Here is a 24,810-nt window from a genome sequence, read left to right as displayed (position 1 = left end):
AATGATTGCGTTTCATGGAGAGGACGCAGATGAGCACGAGCGTTCCACGGGGGGACGGGCCGGCCGCAGGGCCGGCCGGGCGATCGCTGACGGAGCTCCTCGATGAGCTGCCTGCGCTCGACGAGGCCACCGTCGTGCATTCGACCAGCAGCACCCTGACCCTGGCCGAGCTGCGCGCCGCCGTGTCCCGGGTCGCCGACGAGCTGGTACGCGCCGGCGTGCGGCCCGGCCATCCGGTCGGGGCGCTCGTCGGATCGGGCGCCTCGGGCGTGGTCGCGATGTTCGCGGCCTGGCGGGCCGGCGCCGTCTACATGCCGGTCAACCACCGCATGACGGGCCACGAGGTGACGGCCCTCATCGACGACACCCCCGTCTGCCTGATCCTGGGCACAGCCGCCGACCTCGACGGGCGCGACGGCGGCATCGGCGTCGTGGAGTTCGACGAGACCACCTGGAACGCCCGCACCCGCAGGCCCGTGGCGGCCGACGCGACCACCTACGACGGCGACATCGCCCTGGTGCTGCGCACGTCAGGCACGACGGGCAAGCCCAAGGCGGTCCTGCTGCGCCACGACGGCACGCTGGACGCCCTCGACGCGAGCCTGCGCAAGCTGCGCCGGCGCGACAGCGGGCCGCGCGAGCCGCGGGCGAGGCTCCGGGTCAACCTGATCCCGCTCTCCCTGGCGCTGTGGGCCGGGATCTTCAACACGCTCTTCTCGTTCCGCGCCGGGTTCGGCGTGGTGCTGCTCGACCGGTTCACGCCGGAGGAGTTCGCCCGCGCGGTGCGCGAGCACGGGCTGACGTCCACGGTGCTCGCCCCCGCCATGATCACGATGCTGACCGACGACGACGGGCTCGACAGCCTGGAGCCGCTGCGGATCGTGCGCTCCATCACCGCGCCGCTCTCCCCGGCCGTCGCCCAGCGCTTCCACGACCGCTACGGCGTGCTCGTGCTGAACTCGTACGGACAGACCGAGCTGGGCGGCGAGGTCGTCGGCTGGACGATCGAGGACATCCGGAACTACGGCACCGAGAAGCTCGGCGCGGCCGGCCGTCCCTACGACGACGTGGACGTGCGCATCCTCGACGAGCACGACCGCGACCTGCCCCCCGGCGAGCCTGGCCACATCCACATCCGCTCGCCGTACCGCATGCGCGGGTACGCGGTGGCGGGCGACGAGGACGCCGACCGGCTGCTCGACGGCTTCCTGCGCACCGGCGACGTGGGCCGGCTCGACGCCGACGGGTTCCTGTGGATCGAGGGCCGGGTCAGCGACATGATCAACCGAGGTGGCCTCAAGATCTTCCCCGACGAGGTGGAGGAGGTGCTGCGGCGCCACCCGGGGGTGCGCGACGCGGCCGTCGCGGGGGTGCCCGACCGGCGGCTCGGCGAGGTGCCCTGCGCGTGGATCGTCCCCGCCGGCGGCGCGATGGACGCCGAGGCGCTGGCCGCCTGGTGCCGCGAGCATCTGGCCCCGTACAAGGTGCCGGTGTCGTTCTTCGCCATCGAGGCCATGCCCCGCAACGACGTGGGCAAGGTGCTGCGCCGCCAACTGCAGGTCGGGATGCCCTCGCGGGAAGTTATGCTGTGATCCCAATGATTGTATGATTGACAACGGCGTGTCACGCGGCGTTGCGAGCGCCGGTCCGGCGCTCCGTCCGTTCCCTGTAACCATAGGAGAGAAGAGGCACGCGTGCGACAGCTACGACAGCCGCGTCTCGCCGAGATCGTCGCCGCGAAGCTGCGTGACGACATCCTCTCGGGCCGGCTCACCGAAGGGGACAGCCTGCCGAGACAGGAGCACCTCTTCACGGAGTTCCGCGTGAGCCTGCCGGCCGTGCGCGAGGCGATGCGCATCCTGGAGACCGAGGGCCTGGTGTCCGTGCGCCGCGGCAACGTCGGCGGCGCGGTCGTCCACCTGCCGACGCCGCAGCGCATCGCCCGCACGATCAGCATGGTGCTGCAGACCCGCCGCACCACGATGTCCGACGTGAGCGGCGCGCTGCTCAGCCTGGAGCCGACCTGCGTCGCGCTCTGCGCCGCGCGCCCCGACCGGGCCGAGACCACCGTCCCCGAGCTGCGGAAGGTCGTCGCGGAGCAGCAGGAGGCGTTCGACGACCCCGAGCAGTTCCCCCGGCTGGCCCGGCGCTTCCACGAGAAGATCGTCGAGACCTGCGGCAACGAGACCATGATCGTCATCATCGGCTCGCTGGAGCTGATCTGGACCGCTCACGAGTCCACGGTCTGGGGCGACGTCCAGATGGGCGACGACACCGACTCCCCGATGGCGCGCAAGTCGCTCCGGGCGGCCCTGCGCGACCACGAGAAGATCGTCGACGCCATCGAGGCGGGCGACGGGGCGCGCGCCGTCAAGCTGGCGACCGCCCACCTCGACGCCACCCGCAGCTCCAGCCTCGGCGCCGCGCAGAACGACCTGGTCAACACCGACCTGCTCGACAACATCGACTACGGCACGCGCTGACCTCACAAGAGACCTCGAAAAGAGAGCTGACCTCACAAGAGAAACGGCCGCCGGTCTCCCGGCGGCCGTTCTCGCGTTCGCGCCTCAGCCCTGGCCGAGCGCCTCCGTCCGGAGCGTGTCGTCCACCAGCTCGGCCGGTGGGATGACCTCGGTGTAGGTGAGCGTCCCCTTCACCTTCATGAACATGTTCTGCATCTCCGTCAGCGTCTGCTCGTTGATGGCGAGGGTGCTGTCGAAGGCGTACAGGCCGCCGCCGCTGATCGTGTTCTCCGGCACCTTCATGAAGTCGGCCAGCATCTTGACGATCTCGGCGTCCTTACGCCAGTCACCCTCGAACCGCTTGACCGCGCAGGCGTTCGCCTTGAGGAAGCTCACTCCCGCCGCCCGCTCGGCGTTGAGCAGCTTCGGGCCGTACATGATGCCGGCCGTGGTGCTGCTCCCGTACGCCTTCTTCGAGTCGACCAGCGGGTGGGCCACGTCCTGGTCGATGGCCTTCTGCGTCTCGGGCGCGAACAGCAGCGCGGCCTCCACGCCGCCGTTCTTGAGCGCGGGCACCATGTCGGAGCCGCCGAGCGGGACCAGCTCCACGTCGGAGAAGGTCAGCCCGCCGGCCTCCAGCGACTTGCCCAGCAGGTAGGACGTCGCGGAGCCGACGGTGCCGAGCAGGGCCACCCGCTTGCCCTTCAGCTCCTCCACCGACTTGATCGACTTGGCGGCGAACAGGCCGCTCGGCGCGGCCTCGCCCTCCGGCGTGTTCACCGAGCCCAGCGAGGCGACCATCTTGAGCTCGGCGCCCTTGGCCACCTGATTGAACATGCCGGCCGACGGCGAGCCGACGTAGACGTCGAGCTTGTCGGTGGCCAGGAAGGCGATCGCGTCGGCCGGGTTCTTGATGGGCTCGAACTCGATCGTCAGGCCCGCGTCGCGGTAACACCCGAGGGCGTCGGCGACGAACGCCGGGCCGAGTGAGGTGCCGGAGATGTAGCCGACTTTGAGCGTGCGGGTGGTGTCAGTGGCGGACGTGCCGCTCTCCTCCTCCTCGGCGCCGCAGGCGGTCAGCGCGAGGGCGAGGACGGGGACGGCGAGCGCGGCCATGACGCGCCTGCTCAACGAGAGCCGTGCGGTCACGGGTCGTTCCTTTCGATCGGCCGGTGCGGGGGGAGATCACCGGTTCCAGGGGGTGAGCAGCCATTCGACGCCCCGCAGCACCAGGCCGAAGACCACGCCGATCAGCGAGATCGACACGATGCCCACGTACATGTGCTCGGGGACGCCGAGGTTCCACGAGTTCCACACGAGGAAACCCAGGCCCGCGTCGGCGGCGACGAACTCGGCGCCGACGATGACGATGACGGCCAGGCCGGAGGCGATCCGCATCCCGGTGAGGGTCTGCGGCAGCGCGGCCGGCAGCGTGATGTGGCGGAGGGTGGCCCAGCGCGAGGCGCCGGCCGAGCGGCCCACGTCGTGGTAGCGGGAGGAGACCCCGCCCACCGCGTCGATGGTGTTGATCAGTACGACGAAGAAGCAGGTCAGCGCGACCAGCAGGATCTTGCTGGTCTCGCCGAGGCCGAAGATGAGCAGCAGCAGCGGCAGGATCGCCAGCTTCGGCACCGTGTAGAGCGCGGAGATCGTGGGTTCGAGCGCCACCCGGACCAGCCGGATCGAGCCGATCACCAGGCCGAGCGCGACCGCGCTGAGCGTGCCGAGAAGGTAACCCGAGACGATGCGGCCCAGGCTGGCCAGCACCGACTCCTGGTAGACGCCGTTGGCGACGAGGTCGGCCCAGGAGGCGGCGATCTCGGTGGGCGGGGGGAAGTAGTTGCTCTCCAGCACTCCGGCGCCGGCCAGGATCTGCCACAGCCCGATGAGCGCGACCGGCACCAGGACCGCCAGGCCGCGCTCCAGGAGGGTGCGGCGCCGGGCGTACCCGCGGGGGTCGAGCTCGGCCGGCCCGGGGGCGATCGTCCGCCAGTCGCCGGCGTCCTGCGCGGCGGCGGAATCCTGTTCGCGGGTGACGGGGCTCATGCGGGCTGGAGTTCCCTTCGCAGTCGGTGCCAGATCTCGTCGCGCAGAAGGGCGAAGTCGGGTGAGGCGCGGATCTCGTCGGGGTCGCGCGGCCGGGCGAAGGGCACGTCGATCACCGTGGCGATGCGGCCGGGCCGCGCGCTCATCACCGCTATCCGGTCGCCGAGCAGCAGCGCCTCGTCGATCGAGTGGGTGACGAAGACGACCGTGTTCTGGTTCGCCTGCCACAGCTCCAGCAGCTTCTCCTGCAGCAGCAGGCGGAGCTGCGCGTCGAGCGCGGCCAGCGGCTCGTCCATGAGCAGCGTCTCGGGCTCCACGGCGAGGGCCCTGGCGATGGCGACGCGCTGCTTCATGCCGCCGGAGACGGTGTCCGGGTAGGCGTTCTCGAAGCCGGACAGGTCGAGCTGGGCGAGCCAGTGATCGGCGACCTCCTTGGCCCGGGTACGCCGGACCCCCTTCTGCAGCAGCGGGAAGATGACGTTCTCCCTGATCGTCTTCCACGGGAAGACGGAGTAGTCCTGGAAGACCACCGCCGACAGCGGCCGGGACGGGTCGTCGTGCCGGATCCTGATCGTGCCGCTGGACGGCCGCTCCAGCCCCGCCATCACCCGCAGCAGGGTGGTCTTGCCGCAGCCCGAAGGACCGAGCAGGCACAGGAACTCGCCGTCGTGCACGTCCAGCACGATCTCGTCGAGGGCGCGGACGGAACCGGAGCCACCGGAGAAGACCTTGCCGAGCTGCCGCACGGCGATCTTCACGGGCTGTGGAGGCGGCATGGCGAACGCCTTTCGCGAGCACTGCGTCATAGCCGATCTAAAGATCAATCATTAATAAGATACGTAACGAGACGGGCAGCGACAAGGCCATTGCCCCAGTTAAGGCCAAGCCGTAATCTTCCGGGCTCGCAAGTGACCCGGGCCGTCATCCGTTCAGGACCTCGTCCGACACCCGCGACTCGATCCCGTACGCGTCCGCGAGCGTGCCGCGCACCCCCTCGCCCACGGCGCGTTTGATCCCGCACACCGCGACCGCAGGGTGGCCGGCGATGAGCTCGGCCAGGTCGAGCGCCCGGTCCAGCGCGGCGCCCTCGGGCACCACCTCCCCGACGAACCCCCACTCCCGCATCCGCTCCGCGCCGAACCGCTCGCCGGTGAGCATCACCTGCATCGCCGCCGGGTAGCCGATCTGCCGGGGCAGCCTGGCCACCGACCCGCCGCTCGCGATGAACCCGTGCCGGACCTCCGGCAGCGCGAACAGCGCCGACCGCCCGGCGATCCGGATGTCCGCCGCGCCGGCCAGCTCCATCCCGGCGCCGAAGCAGACGCCCTCGATCGCGGCCAGCACCGGGACCTCCAGCACCACGTCCCGCAGCAGCGCGTGGTGCACGTCGGCCCACACGTCCGCGGCGGGCTCGCCCCCGCGGATCGCGGCGGCCACGTCACCGGAGAACGTCGCCAGGTCGGCGCCCGAGGAGAAGTCGCTCCCCCCGGTCACCACGACGGCCCCGGTCCCGGCGGGCGCCGACCGCCACGCGGCGGCCAGAGCGCGGAAGCCCGCGAGGTCCAGCGCGTTGCGGCGGGCGGGGCGGTCGAGCGTGACGAGGCGGACGCGCGGCCGGGGCTCGGAGACCTGGATCATGGACACTCTCCTCTTATGATTTACATCATTGAAATGATAGGGTGCGGCAATGGTCGACACCAGCCACGCTGAGGACGAGGTCCTCATCCGCTCCCTCATCGGGCTCGCCGCCCACCTCGCCGACGAGGGCGAGCCGGACGACTACCGCGTGCTCTACACGGCCGACGCCACCTGGAGCTTCGGCGGCAGCACCCAGCACGGCGCGGACGAGATCGTCGCCGCCACCCGGCAGCGCCGCGCCGAAGGCGTCAGCGGGCCGGGCACGGCCACCCGCCATCTGGTGGTCCCGCTGCACGTGACCGTCACCGGCGACACGGCCACCGCCGTCTCCTACTTCCTGTTCTTCGGCGACACCACCGGCACTCCGGTAGTCCGGGTCTTCGGCGTCTACACGGACGAGTTCGTGCGGACCCCCGAGGGCTGGCGGATCCGCAGCCGGACCAGCCGAGCGGGATGACCTTTGTGGGGGTTTCAGCAATGATGTCCTCTACGCGAGAGGACCGCTCAGCATGACCACGACGATCGAGACGCTGCTGGCAGCCGCGGCCGAGGACGCCGCGGACGTTCCCGCGCTGCTGTGCGAGGGCGAGTCCGTGACCTACGCCGAGCTGCACGCGCGCGTGCGCGAGGGCGCCGCCGCCTGGCGGGCCCACGGCCTGCGCCCCGGCAACCGGGTCGCCTGCTGGGCCGCGAACACGATCGACTGCACCGTCGCCATGCTCTCGGCCATCGTGGCCGGAGGCGTCCTGGTCCCGCTCAACCCGCGCTACACGGTCACCGAGGTGGCCGCGATCCTGCCCCGGGTCTCCCCCCGCTTCCTCGTCGCCCCCGGCCTGCTCGCGGGACGGCGGCTGGCCGCCGAGGCGCTGACGGTCGCGGGCGACGCCCGGGTGGTCGCCCTCGGCCCCGAGGCGCCCGACAGCGCGGTGAGCTGGGACGAGTTCCTGGCCGGCGCCGGCCAGGAGCAGGACGGAACGCCGGGCGAGATCATCGCCATCCAGTTCACCTCCGGCACCACCGGGAAGCCCAAGGGCGCCGTGCTCCGGCAGGAGCCGATGCTCACCACCGCCCGCACCTGGGCCGAGGTCGTGGGACTCGGCCGCGGCGACGTCTACCCGGTGACCTACCCGCTCGCCCACATCGGCGGGTTCAAGACCGGCCTCCTGTCCCCCTTCCAGGCGCGGGCCACCGCGGCGCTGATCCCCGTGGTGTCGGCCGAGTCCATCGCCGAGGTCGTCCGCACGCTGCCGGTCGCCGTGCTCAACGCCCCGCCCGCCGCGCAGCAGTACGTCGTCACGGCCCGCCGCAACGGCGACATCCCCGGCGAGCTGTCCGTCCGCGTGGCGGTCATCGGGTCCGCGATCGTCCCGCCCGCTCTCGTACGGGATCTCAAACAGGAGCTCGGCGTCGGCGACGTCGTCATCGGCTACGGGCTGACCGAGGCGACCGGCGTCTGCACCATGACCCGCCGCGGCGACCCGCTCGACCTGGTGTGCGACACGATCGGCCGGCCCATCGACGGCGTCCGGGCGCGGATCTGGGCGCCGGACGCGACCGGCGCGCCGGTGGTGGGCGAGATCGAGGTGACCGGCTCCAACGTCATGGCCGGCTACCTCGACGACCCCGAGGCCACGGCCGAGGTGATGCGCGACGGCTGGCTCCGTACGGGCGACCTGGGCTGGATCGGCGACGACGGCTACGTCCGGATCGCCGGCCGGGCCAGGGACATGGTCATCGTGGGCGGGTTCAACGTCTACCCGGCGGAGATCGAGCACGTCCTCGCCGACCATCCCGCGGTCGCGGACGCGGCCGTGGTCGGCGTGCCGGACGACCGGCTCGGCGAGGTGACCGCGGCCTTCGTGGTCGTCTCGGGAGAGCTGGACGAGAGCGAGCTCCTCACCTGGTGCCGGGAGCGGCTGGCGAACTTCAAGGTGCCCAGGCGCTTCTGGGTCCTCGACGAGCTGCCGCGCGGCGCGGTCGGCAAGATAGCCAAACCGCGCCTCCAGGAACTCGCCGTGGACCTGCTCCGCGACGCACGCTGACCCCGGCCCTGCGACGCCCACGCAGCGGAGGCCGGGGTGCCGGTCAGCGGCGGCGGACGCGGTCGCGGAGGGCCGCGACGGCCTCCGTGAACGCCGGTTGGCGCATGGACCAGTCCTGGGCGAGCTGTTCGACGTCGGCGGCCATCCGGGGGTCGGTCAGCGAGCGGCTGAGGCGCATGGTGGCCTTGGCGCGGCGCACCGCGTCCGGGGAACGCCCCGCCACCCGGGCCGCCATGCGGCGCGCCACGTCCATCAGCTCGCCGTCGTCGACGCAGCGCCAGATCAGGCCGTGCCGTTCCGCCTCCTCGGCCGTCAGCGCGTCGCCGAAGAGCACCATCGCCGCCGCGCCCTGCCGGCCGACGCGCTGCTCCATCCGCCACAGGTGGCCGCCGCCGGGGTGGACGGCCAGGTCGAGGAAGCGCGGGTCGAACGTGGCGCTCCTGGCCGCCACCACCGCGTCGCACGCCAACGCGAAGCTCACGCCCGCTCCGATCATCGGGGCGTGCACCGCGGCCAGCACGGGCATCGGCAGCGCGTCGAGCGCGTCGAACCCCCGGTAGACGGCGGCCGGGTCGGCCGCGGGCGTGAGGAGCGCGTCCATGTCGCCGCCCGAGGAGAACACCGGCCCGTTGGCTCGGAGCACCACGGCCCGCACGTCCCCGCCGAGCCCCTGGCACGCCTCGGCGAGCTGCCGGACCAGCACCGGGTTCAGGCTGTTGCGCCGCCGGACGTCGTCCAGGGTGATCCACGCGACGTGGTCCTCCACCTCGACGACCACGGCCCTCCGGTCATCTGCCATCGCTTCCTCCTCGGTTCGTTGCCGCACGGGCGGCCGGGTCCTATACTGAGCCCTATCCTTTATAAGATAAAAAAGATAGACCCTCGGAGTGGCATGGAGATCGAGCTCACCGCCGAGCAGCGGGCCTTCCGCGAGTCCTGCGGCAAGCTGGCCGCCCACCTGGCGTCCCGCTGGCACCGGGGCCGCGGCCCGCACGACGTCGACCCGCCCGCGCCCGACGAGACCTCCTGGTCCCGCGTCGCCGAGGCCGGCTGGCTCGCCATGCGGCTGCGCGAGGAGAACGGCGGGGCCGAGGCCGGCGCCGTCGACATGATGATCCTGGCCGAGCAGCTCGGCTACCACGCGGTGGCCGCGCCCGTCCTCGGCACGGTCATCGCGGCCGAACAGCTCCAGTCCTGGGGCGCGCCGTCCGCGCTGCTGGAGGAGGTCGCCGAAGGCGCCCGCCGCCTCGCCCCCGCCCTCGCCCCGGATCTGACCGGCTTCGCCGGCGCCACGAGGTCTCTCGCGTGGGACGCCGCCGGGGCGGAGTTCGCGGTGGTTCCGGCCGAGGGGATCGCGTACGCGCTCGGGGAGCCCGTGCCGTTCGCCGATCAGACGCGCGCCGTACGCCCTCTGGGTGAGCCCGCGCGGACCCTGGCCGGGCTGACGCCGCCGGACGGCGAGACGGCCGCGCGAACCTCCGCGTTCGCGCTCAGCCTGCTGGTGGCCGACCTGCTCGGCACCATGCAGGCCGCGCTCGACGCGGCGCTCGACCACGCGCGGACCCGCGCGCAGTTCGGCGCGCCCGTCGGCTCGTTCCAGGCCGTGCAGCAGATCCTCGCCGACAGCCACGTGCTCACCGAGGCGTCCAGGAGCGCCTGCTGGTACGCCGCCTGGGCCGTCGACGCGCTGCCCGGCGAGGAGGCGCTGCGCGCCGCCCGGGTCGCCAAGGCGTACGCCTCCCGCTCGGCCGTCGAGGTGTGCGAGAACGCCATCCAGGTCTTCGGCGGCATCGGCATGACCTGGGAGGCCCCCGCGCACATCTGGCTGCGCCGCGCCCACGGCGCCCGCGCCGCGTTCGGCGACGAGCACCACCACGAAGCCGTCATCGCCACCGAGTTCTCCGGGAGCTGACCGTGGACTACTCCGACGACCCCGAGGTGGCCGCGTTCCGCGCCGGTCTGCGCGCCTGGCTCCGCGACCACCTCGACGAGCACCGCGACGCCACCGGCTACGAGTCGGCCGAATCCGTCGAACGCACCCTGCGCTGGCACCGCGCCCTGGCCGCCGCCGGCTACGTGGGCCTGTCCCTGCCCGCCGCCTACGGCGGTCACGGCCTGCCCGACCTGTACGAGGCGGTGCTCAACGACGAACTGGCCACCGCCGGCGCGCCCCCGCCCCCGCCGATCGGCCACATCGCGCACGCCGTCGCCGACTTCGCGAGCGAGGAGCTGAAGTCCCGGGTCCTGCCCGGCCTGCTCCGCTGCACCGAAGTCTGGTGCCAGGGCTTCAGCGAACCCGGCGCCGGCTCCGACCTGGCCTCACTGACCACCACCGCCGCCCCCGACGGCGACAGGTTCGTCGTCGACGGCCAGAAGATCTGGACCAGCGGCGCCATGTGGTCACGCTGGTGCCTGCTGCTCGCCCGTACCGAACGCGACCAGCCCCGCCACCGCGGGCTGTCCATGCTGGTCGTGGACATGGAGTCGCCCGGCGTCGACCGGCGCGAGATCGTCCTGGCCAGCGGCAGCCGCGAGTTCGCCGAGGTGTTCTTCGACGGTGTCGAGGTGCCCGCGGCCAACCTGGTCGGCGAGCGCGGCCAGGGCTGGCGGATCGCCATGCACATGCTCTCGTACGAGCGAGGCCCGGCCGACATGGGCTGGGTGGGACGGCTCGGCCGGGTGCTGGCCGCCGCCCGCGACGACGTCCGTTCGGGCCGCGTCCCCGCCGACGGGCCGCTGCGCCGCCGCCTCGCCGCCGCGTCGGTGGACCTGCGGGTGCTGCAGTGGCACGTGGCCCGCTCCCTGGCCGACCGCGACCCCGGCGGGTCGGCGGGATCGGTGGACAAGCTGCTGACCACCCGGATCGAACAGAACCTCCACCACGTGGTCGGCGACCTCGCGGGCCCGTCCTTCGTCCTCGGCGACCCCGCCCCGTACGGCGACTACCTGTGGTCCCGCGCCCAGTCGATCTACGGCGGCACCCAGCAGATCCAGCGCCAGATCGTCGCCCAGCGCGTCCTGAGGCTCCCCCGGGGCTGAACCCGGTGCTCAGGGCAGGGCCGGCACGGTGGGCGGGGAGTTGGTCCAGCCGACCCGCGTCAGCGTCTCGTCGTACGACATGTCGGGGGCCGGCTTGCCGTTGTGCGTGGCCTTCTGGCTCTGCGCCAGCAGCACCATCCTGCCGGTGTCGATGATCAGCCTGTGCTGGATCACGGTCTTCTGCCCGCGCGTCTCATGCGTCTGGTTGATCACGACGACGGCGCCGGACCTGCCCAGGCTGTCCTTCGCGGCGCCCCCCGCCCGGACGTTCGGAGACTTCAGCAGGGCCTCGCGGGCCGCGGCGCGGACCTCCTTCGGAGCGGGAAGCCGGTGCAGGAGTGACGGCAGGACCGAGGTGACCCAGCTCTCGACCAACTTCTCGGGGACCCGGCTGACGCGGGCCGCCCTCGTGAGCCAGTCCCTCAGCAGTTCCGGGTCGGCGGGCAGGCGCTGGACCTCCTCGTACGTCAGCCACTGCTCCGCCAACCGGAACTGGTCGCGTTCCTGCCGGACGGGACCCACATGGCCCTTGGAGTGCTCACCGGACAGCTTCACGATCTTGCCGTCGATCGACTTGCCCCATCGTGCGGGGGAGCCGTCACGCTGCCACGCTTTCTTGTCCGCCGGGCTCGCCGGCCGTGTCGCCAGTTCCCGATATCCGTGCCAGGCCTTGCCGGCGGGGGTCGTCCACTCCTCCGTGACGCTCGTCTCCAGGAGCGCGTAAGGGTGCGACCTGGTGCCGAACCGCCAGGGGTGGGTGGAGGTCGTCACCGCCCTGGTGTGCCAGTAGGCGCCCTCGGGAGGAGCGGCCGCGACGGCCGCGGGCGCGCTCAGCACGGTGGCGGTCAACGCCAGAGCGGCTGTGAAGGTCATCGATCTGCTGCGGGGAAACGAGGTCATGACCATCCATACGCCTGGGCCCCTCGAACGGTTGCCCGCGAAATCGTACGAGCCCGGCGGGCAACGATCCCGGGGACCGGGGCGTATGAGAAGGCGTGAAATCGAACGGACAGACGTGAACGGAGCGGAACATGACTTCGGCTCCTTCGTGGCCGCTCGCGCCACCAGCCTCTTACGGGTCGCCTATCTCGCCTGCGGCGACCAGACGGAGGCCGAAGACCTGTTGCAGACGGCGCTGGAGCGCACCTACAGGAACTGGCACCGGGTCCGCCACGACAGTCCCGAGCCCTACGTGCGCCGCGTCATCATCAACGCGGCCATCAGCCGCGCCCGCCGCCGGGCGATCCTCAACATCATCCCCATGCACAGCCCGCCGGAGACGTCGGCCCGCGAGAACGACTCCGACCTCACCCACGTGCTCATGAACGCGCTGCGCGCCCTGCCCCCCCGGCAGCGCGCGGTGATCGTCCTGCGCTACTGGGAGGACCTCAGCGAGACGCAGACCGCCGAGGTGCTCGGATGCGCCGTCGGCACGGTCAAGAGTCAGGCGTCGAAGGCCCTGGCCAAGCTCCGTACGGCGCTCGGCGGGGACATCATGGAAGGAGCGCGCGACAATGCCCAGGCTTGAGAACGAGATCCGCCGGCTCATGGAAGGCGAGACCGCGCGGTTGCGCGCCGCTCCCGACCTGCTCGACCGGGTGATGCGCCTGCGCCGGGCGCGGCGGGCCAGGGTCAAGACGGCGGTGGTGACCGCGTCCGTGCTCGCGTCCGTGGCCGTCGTCGCCGCACCCGCCGTCCACCTGGCCACCGTGGCCCAGCAGACCACGCCGCCGGCCACGACCTCCGCGACGCTGGAGCCGCCCGCCATCGACGACACCCCGCCCGCCCGGACCGAGCCGGAGAACCTCGGGGACCTGGGCGACGGGCTGGCGTTCGGGCACGTCAAGGTCGGTCACCTGCCCGAAGGGCTGCGATGGTCCACCTGGTCGCTCAACCTCGGCGACATGTACTCCACCTCGTACATCTACGAGGGAGATGAGAGGAGCTCCTACCGGGTTCAGATCTTCATCTACGAGAAGGAGACCGTCCACGAGGTCACCGAACGGATCCAGCGCTATCGTGACGAGAAGGACGGCGAGGACGTGATGATCGGCGACCGGAGCGGCTATCTGGTCGTGCAGCACGTCGGCGAGGACGGCATGGCGGGCAGCCCCAGCCTCTACCTCAAGATGGGTGACCGGCAGTGGGCCGAGATCACCTTCAGCGCTGTGTACGCCAAGGAGTTCTCCGGCGCCGAGGCCGTCAACACCGAGTTGAGGAAGATCGCGGAAGGGCTCACCTCCACCCTGTGACGTTCAGGGGACTTCTCGGACGTGCGTGCTCACTCCGTGCCCGGCCCTATGATCGACGGCATGGCGCTGAGGCTCGTACAGGCGAACATCAAGGCTCTGGACGACTCGGCGCTCGGGCGGTTCTGGGCGCGGGCGCTCGGCTGGGACGTCTCCAGCGAGGCGCCCGGCGTGACCAACCTCCGACCTCCGGGCTTCCGCCGGCCGGACGCCGAAGCCTTCTCCATCGACCTCGTCGCCGTCCCGGACCCAGAAACGGTGAAGTACCGCGTCCACCTCGACCTCGCCACCACCTCCGCCGCCCATCAGGCGGAGCTGGTCGCGCGGCTGAAGGACCTCGGCGCGACGCCCGCCGACGTGGGGCAGCGCGACGTCCCGTGGACGGTCCTGGCCGACCCGGAGGGCAACGTGTTCTGCGTGCTGGAGCCTCGGGAGATGTATCGCGACACCGGGCGGATCGCCGCGGTGGTGGTCGACTGCGACGATCCCCGGGCCATGGCCAGGTTCTGGGACGAGGCGCTGGACTGGACTCTGTACGAGGTCACCGACGACCATGCGAGGCTGCGTTCCGCCCAGGGGGCCGGCCCGTATCTGGAGTTCCTGCGCACGCCCGGCGAGCGGACCTGGTGGAACCGCGTCCACCTGGACCTGCTGCCGCTCCCCGTCGAAGACCAGAAGGCGGAGGTGGCCCGGCTGCGAACCCTGGGGGCCACCGCCGTCGACGTCGGGCAGGGCGACGTCCCGTGGAAGGTCCTCGCCGACCCGGAGGGCAACGAGTTCTGCGTCCTCGGACGGCACTGACATTCCATCTGCCAGTGACATCGGCCTCCTGTTGAGTTATGTATATGCCAGAGTTTTTTGGAACGACCTAAAGATCAGCGACCCGGCCATCACACACCTATGGTGAAACGGTCTGTGTCGCAGCGCTGCGGATGAACCCCGAGAAGAGCCAGTGGATTCGGCTCTACCCCATCAACTTCCGTGCACTTGAGGATCCGGCCGCCTTCCGGAAGTACGACATAGTCACCCTCGATGCCAGACCGGCCCCTGCCGATCCCAGGCATGAGAGCTGGCGTCCGCCACGGATCGCGACACCGTCTTCTTCGTCGGCAATCAAGCGAAGCGGCAGCACGTGTTCAGCGTTCTGGGGGTCTTCTATCCCCGGCGCTAGAACAAGACCGACACGAGGCCCAGCCGAGCATTCACCCGGTCGAGCACTACCTGCCGGTGGCATCTGCCTTCGCGGGCTTCGAAGCACAGGACGCCGGTCAGGCCTTCTCGCGCCATCGTCGTGATGCCTTCGATGGCATCATCCGCCTCCGGTGAATCGATCTCCTCGGTGTACGCGGCTATCGCCGGGGCAAGCTCCGCTCCTCCGGCACCGAAGCCTGCTCGATTCCACTTCGGATTGCCGAGCCGTGGGCCGAGACCGACGACTCCGTTCCGTGCGCCTATGCTCACACGTCACAGTCTTTCATACAGCCGGTCGACTCGCCTCTAGGGCCTGCACCCGATCAGGTGAGGTGTGGTGCATCGCCGCCGAACGGCCGGTCAGCTGCGCGGAAGGTCGCGCCAGGGTTTGCCGCGGTACGGGTCGAAGTCCTTGGGCAGGCCGAGGACGCGTTCGGCGATGACGTTCTTGTTGACCTCGGTGGTGCCGCCCTCGATGGTGTTGGCGCGGCTGCGGAGCATGCCGCGGGTCTCGGCGGGCATGGACGCCCAGTACTCGGCCGGGGACGAGACGGTGCCCGGCCAGGCGATCGAGGACTCGCCGGCGAGGGTGGCTGCCAGCTCCTGGATGCGCTGGTTGAGGTCGGTGCCGTGGACCTTGCCGATGGAGCTCTCCGGGCCGGGGGGCAGGTTGCCCGCCTGGCGGGCGCGGACACGGCGGTTGGTCCAGGTGCGGACCTGTTCCTCGCACCACAGCTCGACGATGCGGGCGCGGGTGAGAGGGTCGTCCCAGCCGCCCGGAAGGCCGGCCTCGGTGCGGCGGCGGGCCAGGCGGACGAGGTGGGAGGCGCTGACGCCGCCGATGCGGTCGACGCCGACGGAGCCGCCGCCCGACACCATCTGGCGCTCGCCGGCGAGCGTGGCCTGGGCGACCCGCCAGCCGTTGCCGGTATCGCCGAGCCGGTGCGCGTCGGGGACGCGGGCGCCGTCGAAGAACACCTCGAAGAACTCGGCCTCGCCGCCGATGTGCGGCAGCGGCCTGACCTCGACACCGGGCTGGCGCATGGCGATGAGGAAGTACGTGATGCCCTGGTGCTTGGGCGCGTCGGGGTCGGTACGGGCGAGCAGCACGGCGTAGTCGGCCTGGTCGGCCCAGGTGGTCCAGACTTTCTGGCCGTTGACGATCCAGGTGTCGCCGTCGAGTTCGGCCCGGGTGGACAGGGAGGCGAGGTCGCTGCCGGAGCCGGGCTCGCTGAAGAGCTGGCACCAGATCTCCTCCGCCCTGGTGATCGGCTTGAGGAAGCGCCGTCGTTGGTCCTCCGTGCCGTGCGCGAACAGGGCGGGGGCGGCCAGGTTGAGTCCGAGCGGGTTGAGCCGGGGCAGGTGGTAGGGGCGCAGCGCCTCGTCGGCGGCCACGGCGGCCTTGCGCGACCAGCCGAGCCCGCCGTACTCGACCTCCCAGGTGGCGGCGACCAGGCCGGAGGCGCCGAACTCGGGGTACCAGGCGCGGTACTCCTCGCGGGTGCGGACGGTGCGGACGGCGCGCGGGCCGCCCTGCTCGCCGGCCTCGCGCCAGGCGGTGGGCAGGTGGGCCGCGATCCAGCCGCGGGCGGCCTCGACGGCCTCGGCCGGGGTGACGTCCGGACCGGTGGGCAGTGTGGTCATGGGTGGGTCTCCCCGTCGTCGTGATGGCGTGGCCCCTGGGTTCTGGCGGCGGTGAGGCCGAGTTCCTGGGCGCGCCACAGGGCCTCTTTGAGCGCGCGGGCGTGCGCGGGGTCGGCGGCGGCGACGGTCTCGGCGACCCGCTGTGCCGCGTCCCGCAGCGCGTCGGGCTCGACCACCTCGCCGACCAGCCCGAGCTGGTACGCGCGAGCCGCGTCCAGCCGCTCGTGGACGCCGATCAGCGCGAGCCGGGCGGCGGCCGTGGCCGGCATGCGGCGCACCAGGCCGATCGCCTCCCAGGCGCTCACCTGGCCGACGCTGACGTGCGGGTCGAGGAAGGTGGCGGTGGAGGCGGCGAGCACGATGTCGGCGTCGACCACGAAGTGCAGCCCGCCGCCCGCGCAGACGCCGTTGACCGCGGCCACGACGGGGGTGCGGACGCCGAGGTGCCAGCCGGTCAGTTGCAGGTCGCCGGCGCGGGTGCGGCGGCTGGACTCGCGCAGGCTGGCGGGGTCGCGGGCGAGCGCGGCCATGTCGAGCCCGGTCTGGAAGGCCCGGCCGCGGCCGGTGACGACGATGCAGCGTACGTCGTCGTCGGCGTCCAGCTCGCGCCAGGCGCGCGGCAGCTCGGCCATCATCGCGGCGTCCATGGCGTTGCCGGCCCGCGGCCGGTCGAACTCCAGCCATCCGACCGGGCCGCGGCGCTCGACCGCCAGCGTCTCGTACGCCATCCGACCCCCTGTTCTCTGAGCCATAGTTATATATAAGATAGCAAAGAAAAGGCGAGAGAAGGCGGACAGGTTACATGGCTCCGACGGAAGAGAAGACCCGCCCCCGGATCACGGACGAGGGGGTGGAGGCGCTCCGGGCACGCATCGGCATCCCCCAGCCCAACCCCGTCCCGCCCCACTACCTGAGTCCCGGCACCGACGCGTTCCGGATCGTGGCTCGCTCCTACGGCGACGACAACCCGTTGTGGTGCGACCCCGGCCACGCCGCCCGCTCCCGCTGGGGGCAGCCGATCGCCCCGCCGCCGCTGGTCGGCGGCGACAGCCTGATCGGCGAGGACGTGCTCACCGAGGCCGATCTGGCCCGGCAGGACGAGGTCAGGGGCGACCCGCTGCGCGGCGTGCACGCCTTCTACTCGGCCTGCGAGCGCGAGTGGTGGCACCCGCTCCACGCGGGCCAGACCGTGCACCGGCGCAACGCGCTGGTGGGCGTGCTCGACAAGCCCAGCGAGTTCAGCGGCCGGGCCGTGCACGAGTGGAACGCCAACGTCTTCGCCACCGCCGACGGCACCCCGCTGGCCGGCCAGTACCGGCTGATGATCCGTACCGAACGTGACGAGGCGCGCAAGCGCAAGAAGTACGACGACGTCGCGATCGAGCCGTGGACCGAGGAGAAGATCGCCGAGATCGACGCCCAGTACGCCGCCGAGCGGGCGCGCGGCGCCGAGCCGCGCTGGTTCGAGGACGTCCAGGAGGGCGAGGCGATCACCCCGCTGGTCAAGGGGCCGCTGACGGTGACCGACATGGTGTGCTGGCACACCGGCATGGGGATGGGCGTGTACGGGGTCGCGCCGCTGCGGCTGGGCCACCGCAACCGGCAGCGCATCCCCCGCTTCTACCACCGCGACGACCTGGGCGTGTGGGACGCGATGCAGCGGGTCCACTGGGACCCCGAGTTCGCCCGCCGCTCCGGCAACCCGACCACCTTCGACTACGGGCGGATGCGCGAGACGTGGATGATCCACGCCTGCACCGACTGGATGGGGGACGACGCCTGGCTGTGGCGGATCCGGGTGGAGTTCCGCAAGTTCAACTACGTCGGCGACGCCCAGTGGATCACCGGCACGGTGGTGCGCAAGCACCTCATGGAGGACGGCAACGGCGTCCACCCGGCGGTGGACCTGGAGCTGGCCGCCACGAACCAGCGCGGCGAGGTCACCGCGCCGGCCACCGCCACCATCCTGCTGCCCAGCCGCGAGCACGGCCCGGTCACCCTGCCCGCGCCGATGGGCGGCGCGACCACGCTCGACGAGTCCCTGCAGGCCGCGATCCGGCACTTCTCCCGCACATGACCAGACCGCTCGACGGCGTGCTGGTCGTCTCGATGGAGCAGGCCGTCTCCGCCCCGTACGCCACCCGGCAGCTCGCCGACCTCGGCGCCCGGGTGATCAAGGTGGAGCGGCCCGACGGCGGCGACTTCGCCCGCGCCTTCGACACCCACGCCAACGGCACCGGGGCGCACTTCGCCTGGGCCAACAGGAACAAGGAGTCGCTGGCCGTCGACGTCAAGAACCCGGGCGGCCGGCAGGTCGTCGGCGAGCTGCTGGCCAGGGCCGACGTGTTCACGCACAACCTGGTCCCGGGCGCCGCCGCCCGGCTGGGCCTGGACGGCGCCTCGCTGCGCGCCCTCCACCCGCGGCTGGTGGTCTGCGAGATCTCCGGCTACGGCGCCGGCGGACCCTACGCCGGACGCAAGGCGTACGACCTGCTCGTCCAGGCGGAGTCCGGGCTGACGGCGATCACCGGCAGCCCGCGGGAGCCGGTCAAGCCGGGCATCGCGGTGGCCGACATCGCGGCGGGCATGTTCGCCTTCTCCAGCGTGCTGGCGGCGCTGCTGCGGCGTTCCGCCACCGGCGAGGGGTGCGTGCTGGAGGTGTCCATGCTGGACGCGATGGCCGACTGGATGGGCTACCCGCTGGTGGTGCGCAGGCACGGCGCGGAGCCGGCGCTGGCGCCCGGGATGAGCCATCCGGCCATCGCGCCGTACGACGCCTATCGGGCGGCCGACGGGCGGCTGGTGACGGTGAGCGTGCAGAACGACCGCGAGTGGGCCAAGCTCGCCACGTCGGTGCTGGGGCGGCCGGAGCTGGCCGGTGATCCCCGGTACGCCACCAACCAGGCCCGCGTGGCGCACCGCGACGCGATCGACGCCCTGGTGGCCGGCGCGATCGGGGCGATGGACGCCGACCGCGCCGTGGACGCCCTGCACGCCGCCGGGATCGGCTGCGGGCTCGTCAACGACCTGGCCGCGGTCGTCGAGCACCCCCAGCTCGTGGCCCGCGACCGCTGGCTGACGGTGGACGCGCCGGCCGGGCCGGTCGCCGCCCCGCTCGCGCCGCCGGTGACCGCCGCCTGGCAGCCGCCCGCCGGCGCGGTACCAGGTCTGGGCGAGCACACCGAGGCGGTGCTGCGGGAGCTGGGCTACGACGCGACGGCCATCGCGAAGCTGCGCGACGAGGGCGCCGTACGGACGAGTGAGGACGTACGGACGAGTGAGGACGTACGGACGAGTGAGGAGAGGCCGTGACCGTTACCTCCGAAGAGGACCTCGAAGAGTTCCGCGAGAGCGTGCGGGGCGCGCTGTCGCAGGTCAGCGCCTCGGCCCGGGTCCGGGCGGCGATGCTGACCGGGACGGGGTGGGACGAGCCCACCTGGCGCGCCCTGGTCCAGCTCGACCTGCCCGGCCTGATGCTGCCGGAGCGGTGCGGCGGGAGCGGGCTCGGCGCGGCGGAGTTCGCCGTGGCCGCCGAGGAGTGCGGGGCCTGGCTGGCCTGCTCGCCGCTGTTCGGCACCGCGACGCTGGCCGTGCCGCTGCTGCTCGCGCTGGGCGACGAGGCCGCGCTCGGCGCGTACGGGCCGCGCATCGCCCGCGGCGAGCTGACCGCCACCGTGGCGCTGGCGGAGGCCGGCGCGCGCTGGGACGTCGCGGCGGTCCGCGCCACCGCCCGCCGCGACGGCGACGGCTGGCGGCTGCACGGGGTCAAGACCCATGTCGTGGACGGCGCCACCGCGGACCTTCTGCTGGTCGTCGCGAACACCCCGGACGGGCCGGGCGTGTTCGCGGTCGAGCGCGACGCGGCTCCGGGCGGGCCTTCCGGGGGCGCGGCGGGAATGGTCGTGGAGCCGCTGGTCACGCTGGACCTGACCAGGAAGATGGCGCGGATCGCGTTCGACGGCACGCCGGCCGTGCTCGTCGGCCCGGCCGGCTGCGCGGACGCGCTGGCCTCGGCCGCCGACGTGTCGCGCGCGCTGCTCGCCGCCGAGCAGACCGGGGTCGCGCAGCGCTGCCTGGACCTGACGGTCGCGTACGCGAAGACGCGCATCCAGTTCGCCCGCCCGATCGGCTCCTTCCAGGTGGTCAAGGAGCGGCTCGCCGACGCGCTGATCAAGGTCGAGTCCGCGCGCTCCGCCGTCTACACCGCCACCCGCGCGGACGGTGAGGCGCTCGCCCGCGACTCGCGGGTGGCCGCGCTCATGGCGGGCCGGGCCGCGTCCTGGGTCACCGCCCAGACGATCCAGCTCCACGGCGGCGTCGGCTTCACCTGGGAGCACGACGCCCACCTGTACTTCAAGCGGGCACGTACGAGCGCTCACCTGCTCGGGGAGGCCGGCGAGCACGTGGCCGCGCTCGCCGGGGTGCTCGAGCGCGAGATCGTCTGAACACGAGAGGGACATCGGCATGACGTACGAGACCATCAAGGTGGAGCGGCACGGCCGCGTCGGCTGGCTGATCAACGCCCGCCCCGCGGTGCTGAACGCGATGAACAACGCGATGCGCGACGAGCTGGCCGAGGCCTGGCTGGAGCTGGACCGCGACCCGTCGGTCCGGGTGATCGTGCACACCGGTGAGGGCCGCGCCTTCCAGACGGGGGCCGACCTGTCGGAGGTGGCGAACGACGGCGTGGGCATGCAGCGCTACCAGGACAGCCTGATGAACTTCGACCTGCACTTCACCTCCTGGCACCAGAACGTCACCAAGCCGGTCATCGCCGCCGTGAACGGGATCTGCGCGGGCGGCGGCCTGCACTTCGTGGCCGACGCCGACATCGTGATCGCCGCCTCCGACGCCACGTTCTTCGACCCGCACGTGAGCGTCGGCCAGGTGACCGCGATCGAGATGATCGGGCTGGCGAAGAAGATCCCGTTCGAGGCGGTGATGCGGATGGCGCTGGTCGGCTCGCACGAGCGGATGTCCGCTCAGCGGGCGTACGAGCTGGGCCTGGTCAGCCAGGTCGTGGACCCGCCGGAGCGACTGCGCGAGGCCGCGCAGGAGCTGGCCGAGAAGGTCGCCCGCAACTCCCCCGCCGCGATGGCCGCCACCAAGAAGGCGCTGTGGGCGGCGCTGGAACTGGGGCTGACGGACGCCTGCAAGGTGGGCACCCAGCACCTGGTGGGCATGTGGGGGCATCATGACCAGAGCGAGGGCCCCCTCGCCTTCGTCGAGAAGCGCGAACCCCGCTGGGCCGAGTGAGGCGCGAGCACTGTCGACGCGCCGGGCTGAGAGAGAGATGAGGATGGGTATGGAGATGAACCTGCTCGACGGCCGCGCGGCCGTGGTCACCGGGTCGGCGCAGGGCATCGGCCTGGCGATCGCGACGGTCCTGGCCCGCCACGGCGCGTCCGTGGTGGTCAGCGACGTCAACGCGGAGGGCGCCGAGCAGGCCGCCGCCGACCTGGAGGCGCAGGGTCTCAAGGCCGTCGCGGTGCCGTGCGACGTGACCGACGAGGCGGCCGTCGAGGCGCTGGCCGACGCGTGCAAGAGCGCCTTCGGCTCGCTGGACGTCCTGGTCAACAACGCCGGCATCACCCGTGACGCCACGATGCCGAAGATGACACTGGAGGACTTCAAGAAGGTCCTGGACGTCCACCTGACCGGGGCGTGGCTGGGCACCCGGGCTGCGGCGCGGATCATGCGGGAGCAGCGCCGCGGCGCCATCGTCAACATCTCCTCCATTTCCGGAAAAGCCGGAAATTTCGGGCAGACGAACTACAGCTCCGCCAAAGCCGGCATGATCGGCCTCACCAAGGCCTCCGCCCGCGAGCTGGCCCGCCACCAGATCCGCGTCAACGCCATCCAGCCCGGCCCGATCCGCACCGCCATGACCGCCGCCATGCCCCCGGAGGCGCTGCAGAAGATGCTCGACAACATCCCGCTGGGCCGCATCGGCGAGCCGGAGGACATCGCCAACGCCGCCCTCTTCCTCGCCTCCGACCTGTCGTCCTTCATCACCGGCATCACGGTGGAGGTCGCCGGCGGGAGGCACATGTGATGCGCGTCTTCACGAGTCTCGACGAGTTCGCCGCGCAGGCCGGGCAGACGCTCGGCACCAGCGACTGGCTGCAGATCGGCCAGGAGCGGATCGGCACCTTCGCCGACGCCACCGGCGACCACCAGTGGATCCACGTCGACCCGGTACGGGCCGCGGACGGGCCGTTCGGCGCCACGATCGCGCACGGCTACCTGTCGCTGTCGCTGCTGCCGGTCCTGGTGGGCACGATCTACCGCGTCGAGGGCCTGCGGATGGCCGTCAACTACGGGCTGAACAAGGTCCGCTTCCCCAGCCCGGTGCCGGTCGGCTCGCGCGTGCGGGTCACCACGGAGCTGCGGGAGGCGAAGGAGGCCAGCGGCGGCGTCATGGCCGTGCTGGGCTCGACGATGGAGATCGAGGGCGGGAAGAAGCCGGCCGTGGTGGCCGAGACGATCACGCTCTACTACCCGCAGGACTGAAAGGGGCCCGCCCCCTCCGCAGCGCAGCAGACGGAGGGGGCGGGCGGCGGGCTACCAGCTCTTGAGCGTCGGCAGCACGCGGTCGGCGAACCTCTTGAGGTCCTCGTACGCCTCCTCGGGCGGGATGCCGCCCGCCGGGCCGGAGTGCACGATGTCGGTCAGCGGGAGGTCCTTGACCAGGGCTTCGAGGGTCCCGATGACGGTGTCGGCATCGCCGATGATCTCGTAGTCGCGGTAGGCCTCGGGCGACGGGGCCAGACCGTACTGGAGGTCCGGGTCGCCCATCTCGTCGCGGATGCGCCGGTAGAAGTCCCAGCGCTCGAAGATGAAGTCCTTGCGGCGCTCCCAGACGGCGTCCGGGTTCTCGTCCGTGACGGTGATGGCCCACGGGTTGGACACCCGCACCTGATCGCGCGCGATGCCGGCCTCGGCGAGGCCGTCGAAGTACGCCTGGTGGAACTCGGGGTCGACGGAGGCGCCGTGCAGGTTGGCGCCCATCCGCCCGGCGCGGCGGGCCGCGGGCGGGGCGGTGGCGGCCACCCAGAGCGGCGGGTGCGGCTGCTGCAGGGGCGCGGGCGCGACCGTGACGTCCTTGAGGCCGTAGTAGCGGCCGCTGTAGCTGAAGGGGCGCTGGGTCCAGGCCAGCTTGAGCACCTCCAGGCCCTCCTGCATGCGGGACGGCCTGGTCTTGGGCGAGTAGCCGAGCGCGTGGTACTCGGCGGCGCTGTGGCCGGAGCCGACCGTCACGTCCAGGCGTCCTTCGGACAGGTGGTCCAGGACGGCGGTCTCCTGCGCCAGCATGGCCGCGTGGTGCAGCGGGAGGATGTAGACGTACGAACCGATCCTGATGGTCCTCGTCCGCTCGGCCAGCACGGTGAGGAAGACCGGCACGGACGGCGCGTACCCGTCCGGCTGGAAGAAGTGCTCCTGCACCATGACGTAGTCGAAGCCCATCGCCTCGGCCTCGCACATGAGGTGGAGGCAGTCCTCCCAGTGGTCGCGCCACGGCCGCCCGAGCGGGTTGCGCATGTCCATGGTGAATCCGACGTGCATGACCTCTCCTCAGATCCGGTAGCGGCGGGCGGCGTTGGCGGCGAAGACCCGGTCGCGCTCGTCGGCGGTGAGCCCGTCGGTGGCGCTCAGGTACGCCTCGGCGAGCTGGTCGTAGCCGCCGAAGAGCGAGTCGACCGGGAAGTTGCTGCCGAAGAAGGCCCGGCCGGTGCCGAAGACCTCCAGGCAGGTCTGGATCCACGGCCGCAGCGTCTCGGCGTCGAGCGTGTGCAGGCTCATGGGCAGGCCGGAGATCTTGCACTCGACGTTGTCGAGCGCGGCGAGCCTGGTGAGGCCGTCGCGCCAGGCGGCGAACTGGTCGGGGTCGCCGCCGTCGGGCCAGCCCGCGTGCTCCAGGACGACCGCGAGGCCGGGGAAGTCGCGTAGCAGGGGCAGCCAGCCGTCGACCTCGCCGGGGTGGACGACGACGTCGAAGACGTGCGCGCCGGCGTCGAGCAGTTCCACGAGCCGCCGGGTGACCGGGTCGGCCGGGTCGAACCCGTACAGCACCCTGACGCCTCTGAAGAGCGGGCTCTTGGCCTGCTCGGCGAGGTCGGCGGCGACGGTCTCGGCGTCCGCGCCGGGTTCGACGGCGCCGATGACCGCGCCGACGAGGTCGTGTCCGGCGGCGACCCGGTCGAGCCAGCGGGCCTCGTCGAGGTGGGTGCCGGGGGCGGTGACGGCCGAGACGTGCACCGCGCCGACCACGTTGAGGCCGGAGCCTGCGGCGTCGGCGCGGTAGTGCTCGGGCAGGTAGTCGCGCCGCAGACCGGCCATGTCGCCGATGCCGAAGTCATCGGAGTCCTCTGGCGGGTCGAGGGCGGGGTACCACTTGTTCTCGGTCAGATGCCACAGGTGCATGTGGCTGTCGATGAAGCGCACCGGGGCCACCTCGCTTTAATCATTGCAACGATAGCTAAGATATCGAGGGAGACG

At 71.9% G+C, this 24,810-nt stretch carries 26 protein-coding genes; 15 read left to right on the top strand and 11 right to left on the bottom strand.

What is annotated here, in order from left to right; translation table 11 throughout:
• The first annotated feature begins 29 nt into the window (after positions 1 to 29).
• Both OUY22_RS09235 and OUY22_RS09230 read left to right on the top strand, forming a co-directional pair.
• Complete coding sequence (locus OUY22_RS09235) at positions 30 to 1,592, top strand: class I adenylate-forming enzyme family protein (RefSeq protein WP_270154413.1); 1,563 nt, start codon at positions 30 to 32, stop codon at positions 1,590 to 1,592.
• 102 nt (positions 1,593 to 1,694) lie between these two features.
• Entirely contained in the window at positions 1,695 to 2,483 is a 789-nt protein-coding gene (locus tag OUY22_RS09230; RefSeq protein WP_270154412.1) for a FadR/GntR family transcriptional regulator, read from the top strand.
• An 84-nt stretch (positions 2,484 to 2,567) separates the two neighbouring features.
• Here OUY22_RS09230 and OUY22_RS09225 read toward each other — a convergent pair whose 3' ends face one another.
• From OUY22_RS09225 to OUY22_RS09210, 4 genes are all read right to left on the bottom strand, one after another.
• Entirely contained in the window at positions 2,568 to 3,611 is a 1,044-nt protein-coding gene (locus OUY22_RS09225; protein WP_270154411.1) for an ABC transporter substrate-binding protein, read from the bottom strand.
• A 36-nt stretch (positions 3,612 to 3,647) separates the two neighbouring features.
• Positions 3,648 to 4,508 (bottom strand): ABC transporter permease, encoded by an 861-nt coding sequence (locus OUY22_RS09220; protein WP_270154410.1) that lies wholly within the window; start codon positions 4,506 to 4,508, stop codon positions 3,648 to 3,650.
• Positions 4,505 to 5,284, bottom strand: a complete 780-nt coding sequence (locus tag OUY22_RS09215) for an ABC transporter ATP-binding protein (RefSeq protein ID WP_270154409.1) — start codon at positions 5,282 to 5,284, stop codon at positions 4,505 to 4,507. The genes OUY22_RS09220 and OUY22_RS09215 overlap by 4 nt, the downstream gene beginning before the upstream one ends.
• Before the next feature lie 145 nt (positions 5,285 to 5,429).
• Positions 5,430 to 6,146 (bottom strand): enoyl-CoA hydratase/isomerase family protein, encoded by a 717-nt coding sequence (locus tag OUY22_RS09210; RefSeq protein WP_270154408.1) that lies wholly within the window; start codon positions 6,144 to 6,146, stop codon positions 5,430 to 5,432.
• Positions 6,147 to 6,195: 49 nt separating this feature from the next.
• Between OUY22_RS09210 and OUY22_RS09205 the strand changes: the two genes are divergently transcribed.
• Complete coding sequence (locus tag OUY22_RS09205) at positions 6,196 to 6,603, top strand: nuclear transport factor 2 family protein (RefSeq protein WP_270154407.1); 408 nt, start codon at positions 6,196 to 6,198, stop codon at positions 6,601 to 6,603.
• A 52-nt stretch (positions 6,604 to 6,655) separates the two neighbouring features.
• Positions 6,656 to 8,188 carry an AMP-binding protein gene (locus tag OUY22_RS09200; protein WP_270154406.1) on the top strand — a complete coding sequence of 511 codons (1,533 nt, stop codon included), beginning with the start codon at positions 6,656 to 6,658 and terminating at the stop codon, positions 8,186 to 8,188.
• A 43-nt stretch (positions 8,189 to 8,231) separates the two neighbouring features.
• Here OUY22_RS09200 and OUY22_RS09195 read toward each other — a convergent pair whose 3' ends face one another.
• Complete coding sequence (locus OUY22_RS09195) at positions 8,232 to 8,987, bottom strand: enoyl-CoA hydratase-related protein (protein ID WP_270154405.1); 756 nt, start codon at positions 8,985 to 8,987, stop codon at positions 8,232 to 8,234.
• Between the two features lie 93 nt (positions 8,988 to 9,080).
• On the opposite strand from OUY22_RS09195, the gene OUY22_RS09190 reads away from it, so the two are divergent.
• Positions 9,081 to 10,100, top strand: coding sequence for an acyl-CoA dehydrogenase family protein (locus OUY22_RS09190; protein ID WP_270154404.1), 1,020 nt, complete (start codon positions 9,081 to 9,083; stop codon positions 10,098 to 10,100).
• Positions 10,101 to 10,102: 2 nt separating this feature from the next.
• Entirely contained in the window at positions 10,103 to 11,227 is a 1,125-nt protein-coding gene (locus OUY22_RS09185) for an acyl-CoA dehydrogenase family protein (protein WP_270154403.1), read from the top strand.
• A 9-nt stretch (positions 11,228 to 11,236) separates the two neighbouring features.
• Here OUY22_RS09185 and OUY22_RS09180 read toward each other — a convergent pair whose 3' ends face one another.
• Entirely contained in the window at positions 11,237 to 12,100 is an 864-nt protein-coding gene (locus OUY22_RS09180; RefSeq protein WP_270154402.1) for a hypothetical protein, read from the bottom strand.
• A 142-nt stretch (positions 12,101 to 12,242) separates the two neighbouring features.
• Between OUY22_RS09180 and OUY22_RS09175 the strand changes: the two genes are divergently transcribed.
• From OUY22_RS09175 to OUY22_RS09165, 3 genes are read left to right on the top strand one after another with little or no spacing between them, the layout of a single operon-like run.
• On the top strand, positions 12,243 to 12,755 hold the full coding sequence (locus OUY22_RS09175; protein WP_270154401.1) for a SigE family RNA polymerase sigma factor: 513 nt from the start codon (positions 12,243 to 12,245) through the stop codon (positions 12,753 to 12,755).
• Complete coding sequence (locus tag OUY22_RS09170; RefSeq protein ID WP_270154400.1) at positions 12,742 to 13,479, top strand: hypothetical protein; 738 nt, start codon at positions 12,742 to 12,744, stop codon at positions 13,477 to 13,479. The genes OUY22_RS09175 and OUY22_RS09170 overlap by 14 nt, the downstream gene beginning before the upstream one ends.
• 60 nt (positions 13,480 to 13,539) lie before the next feature.
• Complete coding sequence (locus OUY22_RS09165; RefSeq protein WP_270154399.1) at positions 13,540 to 14,277, top strand: VOC family protein; 738 nt, start codon at positions 13,540 to 13,542, stop codon at positions 14,275 to 14,277.
• 366 nt (positions 14,278 to 14,643) lie between these two features.
• Here the strand turns inward: OUY22_RS09165 and OUY22_RS09160 are convergent, their stop codons facing one another.
• From OUY22_RS09160 to OUY22_RS09150, 3 genes are all read right to left on the bottom strand, one after another.
• A complete protein-coding gene (locus tag OUY22_RS09160; RefSeq protein ID WP_270154398.1) occupies positions 14,644 to 14,937 on the bottom strand; it encodes a DUF488 family protein in 294 nt (97 codons plus the stop codon).
• 90 nt (positions 14,938 to 15,027) lie between these two features.
• A complete protein-coding gene (locus OUY22_RS09155) occupies positions 15,028 to 16,311 on the bottom strand; it encodes an acyl-CoA dehydrogenase family protein (protein ID WP_270154397.1) in 1,284 nt (427 codons plus the stop codon).
• Positions 16,308 to 17,039: an enoyl-CoA hydratase/isomerase family protein gene (locus OUY22_RS09150; RefSeq protein ID WP_270154396.1), complete on the bottom strand. Its 732-nt coding sequence runs from the start codon at positions 17,037 to 17,039 to the stop codon at positions 16,308 to 16,310. The genes OUY22_RS09155 and OUY22_RS09150 overlap by 4 nt, the downstream gene beginning before the upstream one ends.
• Positions 17,040 to 17,113: 74 nt before the next feature.
• Between OUY22_RS09150 and OUY22_RS09145 the strand changes: the two genes are divergently transcribed.
• From OUY22_RS09145 to OUY22_RS09120, 6 genes are read left to right on the top strand one after another with little or no spacing between them, the layout of a single operon-like run.
• Positions 17,114 to 18,388, top strand: a complete 1,275-nt coding sequence (locus OUY22_RS09145; protein WP_270154395.1) for a hotdog family protein — start codon at positions 17,114 to 17,116, stop codon at positions 18,386 to 18,388.
• A complete protein-coding gene (locus OUY22_RS09140; RefSeq protein WP_270154394.1) occupies positions 18,385 to 19,623 on the top strand; it encodes a CaiB/BaiF CoA transferase family protein in 1,239 nt (412 codons plus the stop codon). The genes OUY22_RS09145 and OUY22_RS09140 overlap by 4 nt, the downstream gene beginning before the upstream one ends.
• Positions 19,620 to 20,756: an acyl-CoA dehydrogenase family protein gene (locus OUY22_RS09135; protein ID WP_270154393.1), complete on the top strand. Its 1,137-nt coding sequence runs from the start codon at positions 19,620 to 19,622 to the stop codon at positions 20,754 to 20,756. The genes OUY22_RS09140 and OUY22_RS09135 overlap by 4 nt, the downstream gene beginning before the upstream one ends.
• A 19-nt stretch (positions 20,757 to 20,775) precedes the next feature.
• Positions 20,776 to 21,567 (top strand): enoyl-CoA hydratase/isomerase family protein, encoded by a 792-nt coding sequence (locus OUY22_RS09130; protein ID WP_270154392.1) that lies wholly within the window; start codon positions 20,776 to 20,778, stop codon positions 21,565 to 21,567.
• Positions 21,568 to 21,610: 43 nt separating this feature from the next.
• The gene (fabG, locus tag OUY22_RS09125) at positions 21,611 to 22,366 is read left to right on the top strand and encodes a 3-oxoacyl-ACP reductase FabG (protein WP_270154391.1); all 756 of its coding nucleotides are present in this window, start codon (positions 21,611 to 21,613) and stop codon (positions 22,364 to 22,366) included.
• A complete protein-coding gene (locus tag OUY22_RS09120; protein ID WP_270154390.1) occupies positions 22,366 to 22,824 on the top strand; it encodes a MaoC family dehydratase in 459 nt (152 codons plus the stop codon). Before fabG ends, OUY22_RS09120 begins: the two co-directional genes overlap by 1 nt.
• Before the next feature lie 51 nt (positions 22,825 to 22,875).
• Here OUY22_RS09120 and OUY22_RS09115 read toward each other — a convergent pair whose 3' ends face one another.
• Both OUY22_RS09115 and OUY22_RS09110 read right to left on the bottom strand, forming a co-directional pair.
• The gene (locus tag OUY22_RS09115; RefSeq protein WP_270154389.1) at positions 22,876 to 23,877 is read right to left on the bottom strand and encodes an LLM class flavin-dependent oxidoreductase; all 1,002 of its coding nucleotides are present in this window, start codon (positions 23,875 to 23,877) and stop codon (positions 22,876 to 22,878) included.
• 9 nt (positions 23,878 to 23,886) lie between these two features.
• Positions 23,887 to 24,756, bottom strand: a complete 870-nt coding sequence (locus OUY22_RS09110) for an amidohydrolase family protein (protein WP_270154388.1) — start codon at positions 24,754 to 24,756, stop codon at positions 23,887 to 23,889.
• Positions 24,757 to 24,810: the final 54 nt, after the last annotated feature.

Source organism: Nonomuraea corallina (genome assembly GCF_027620315.1).
GTDB classification, from domain to species: domain Bacteria; phylum Actinomycetota; class Actinomycetes; order Streptosporangiales; family Streptosporangiaceae; genus Nonomuraea; species Nonomuraea corallina.
This window is presented reverse-complemented; position numbering and strand designations above follow the sequence as displayed.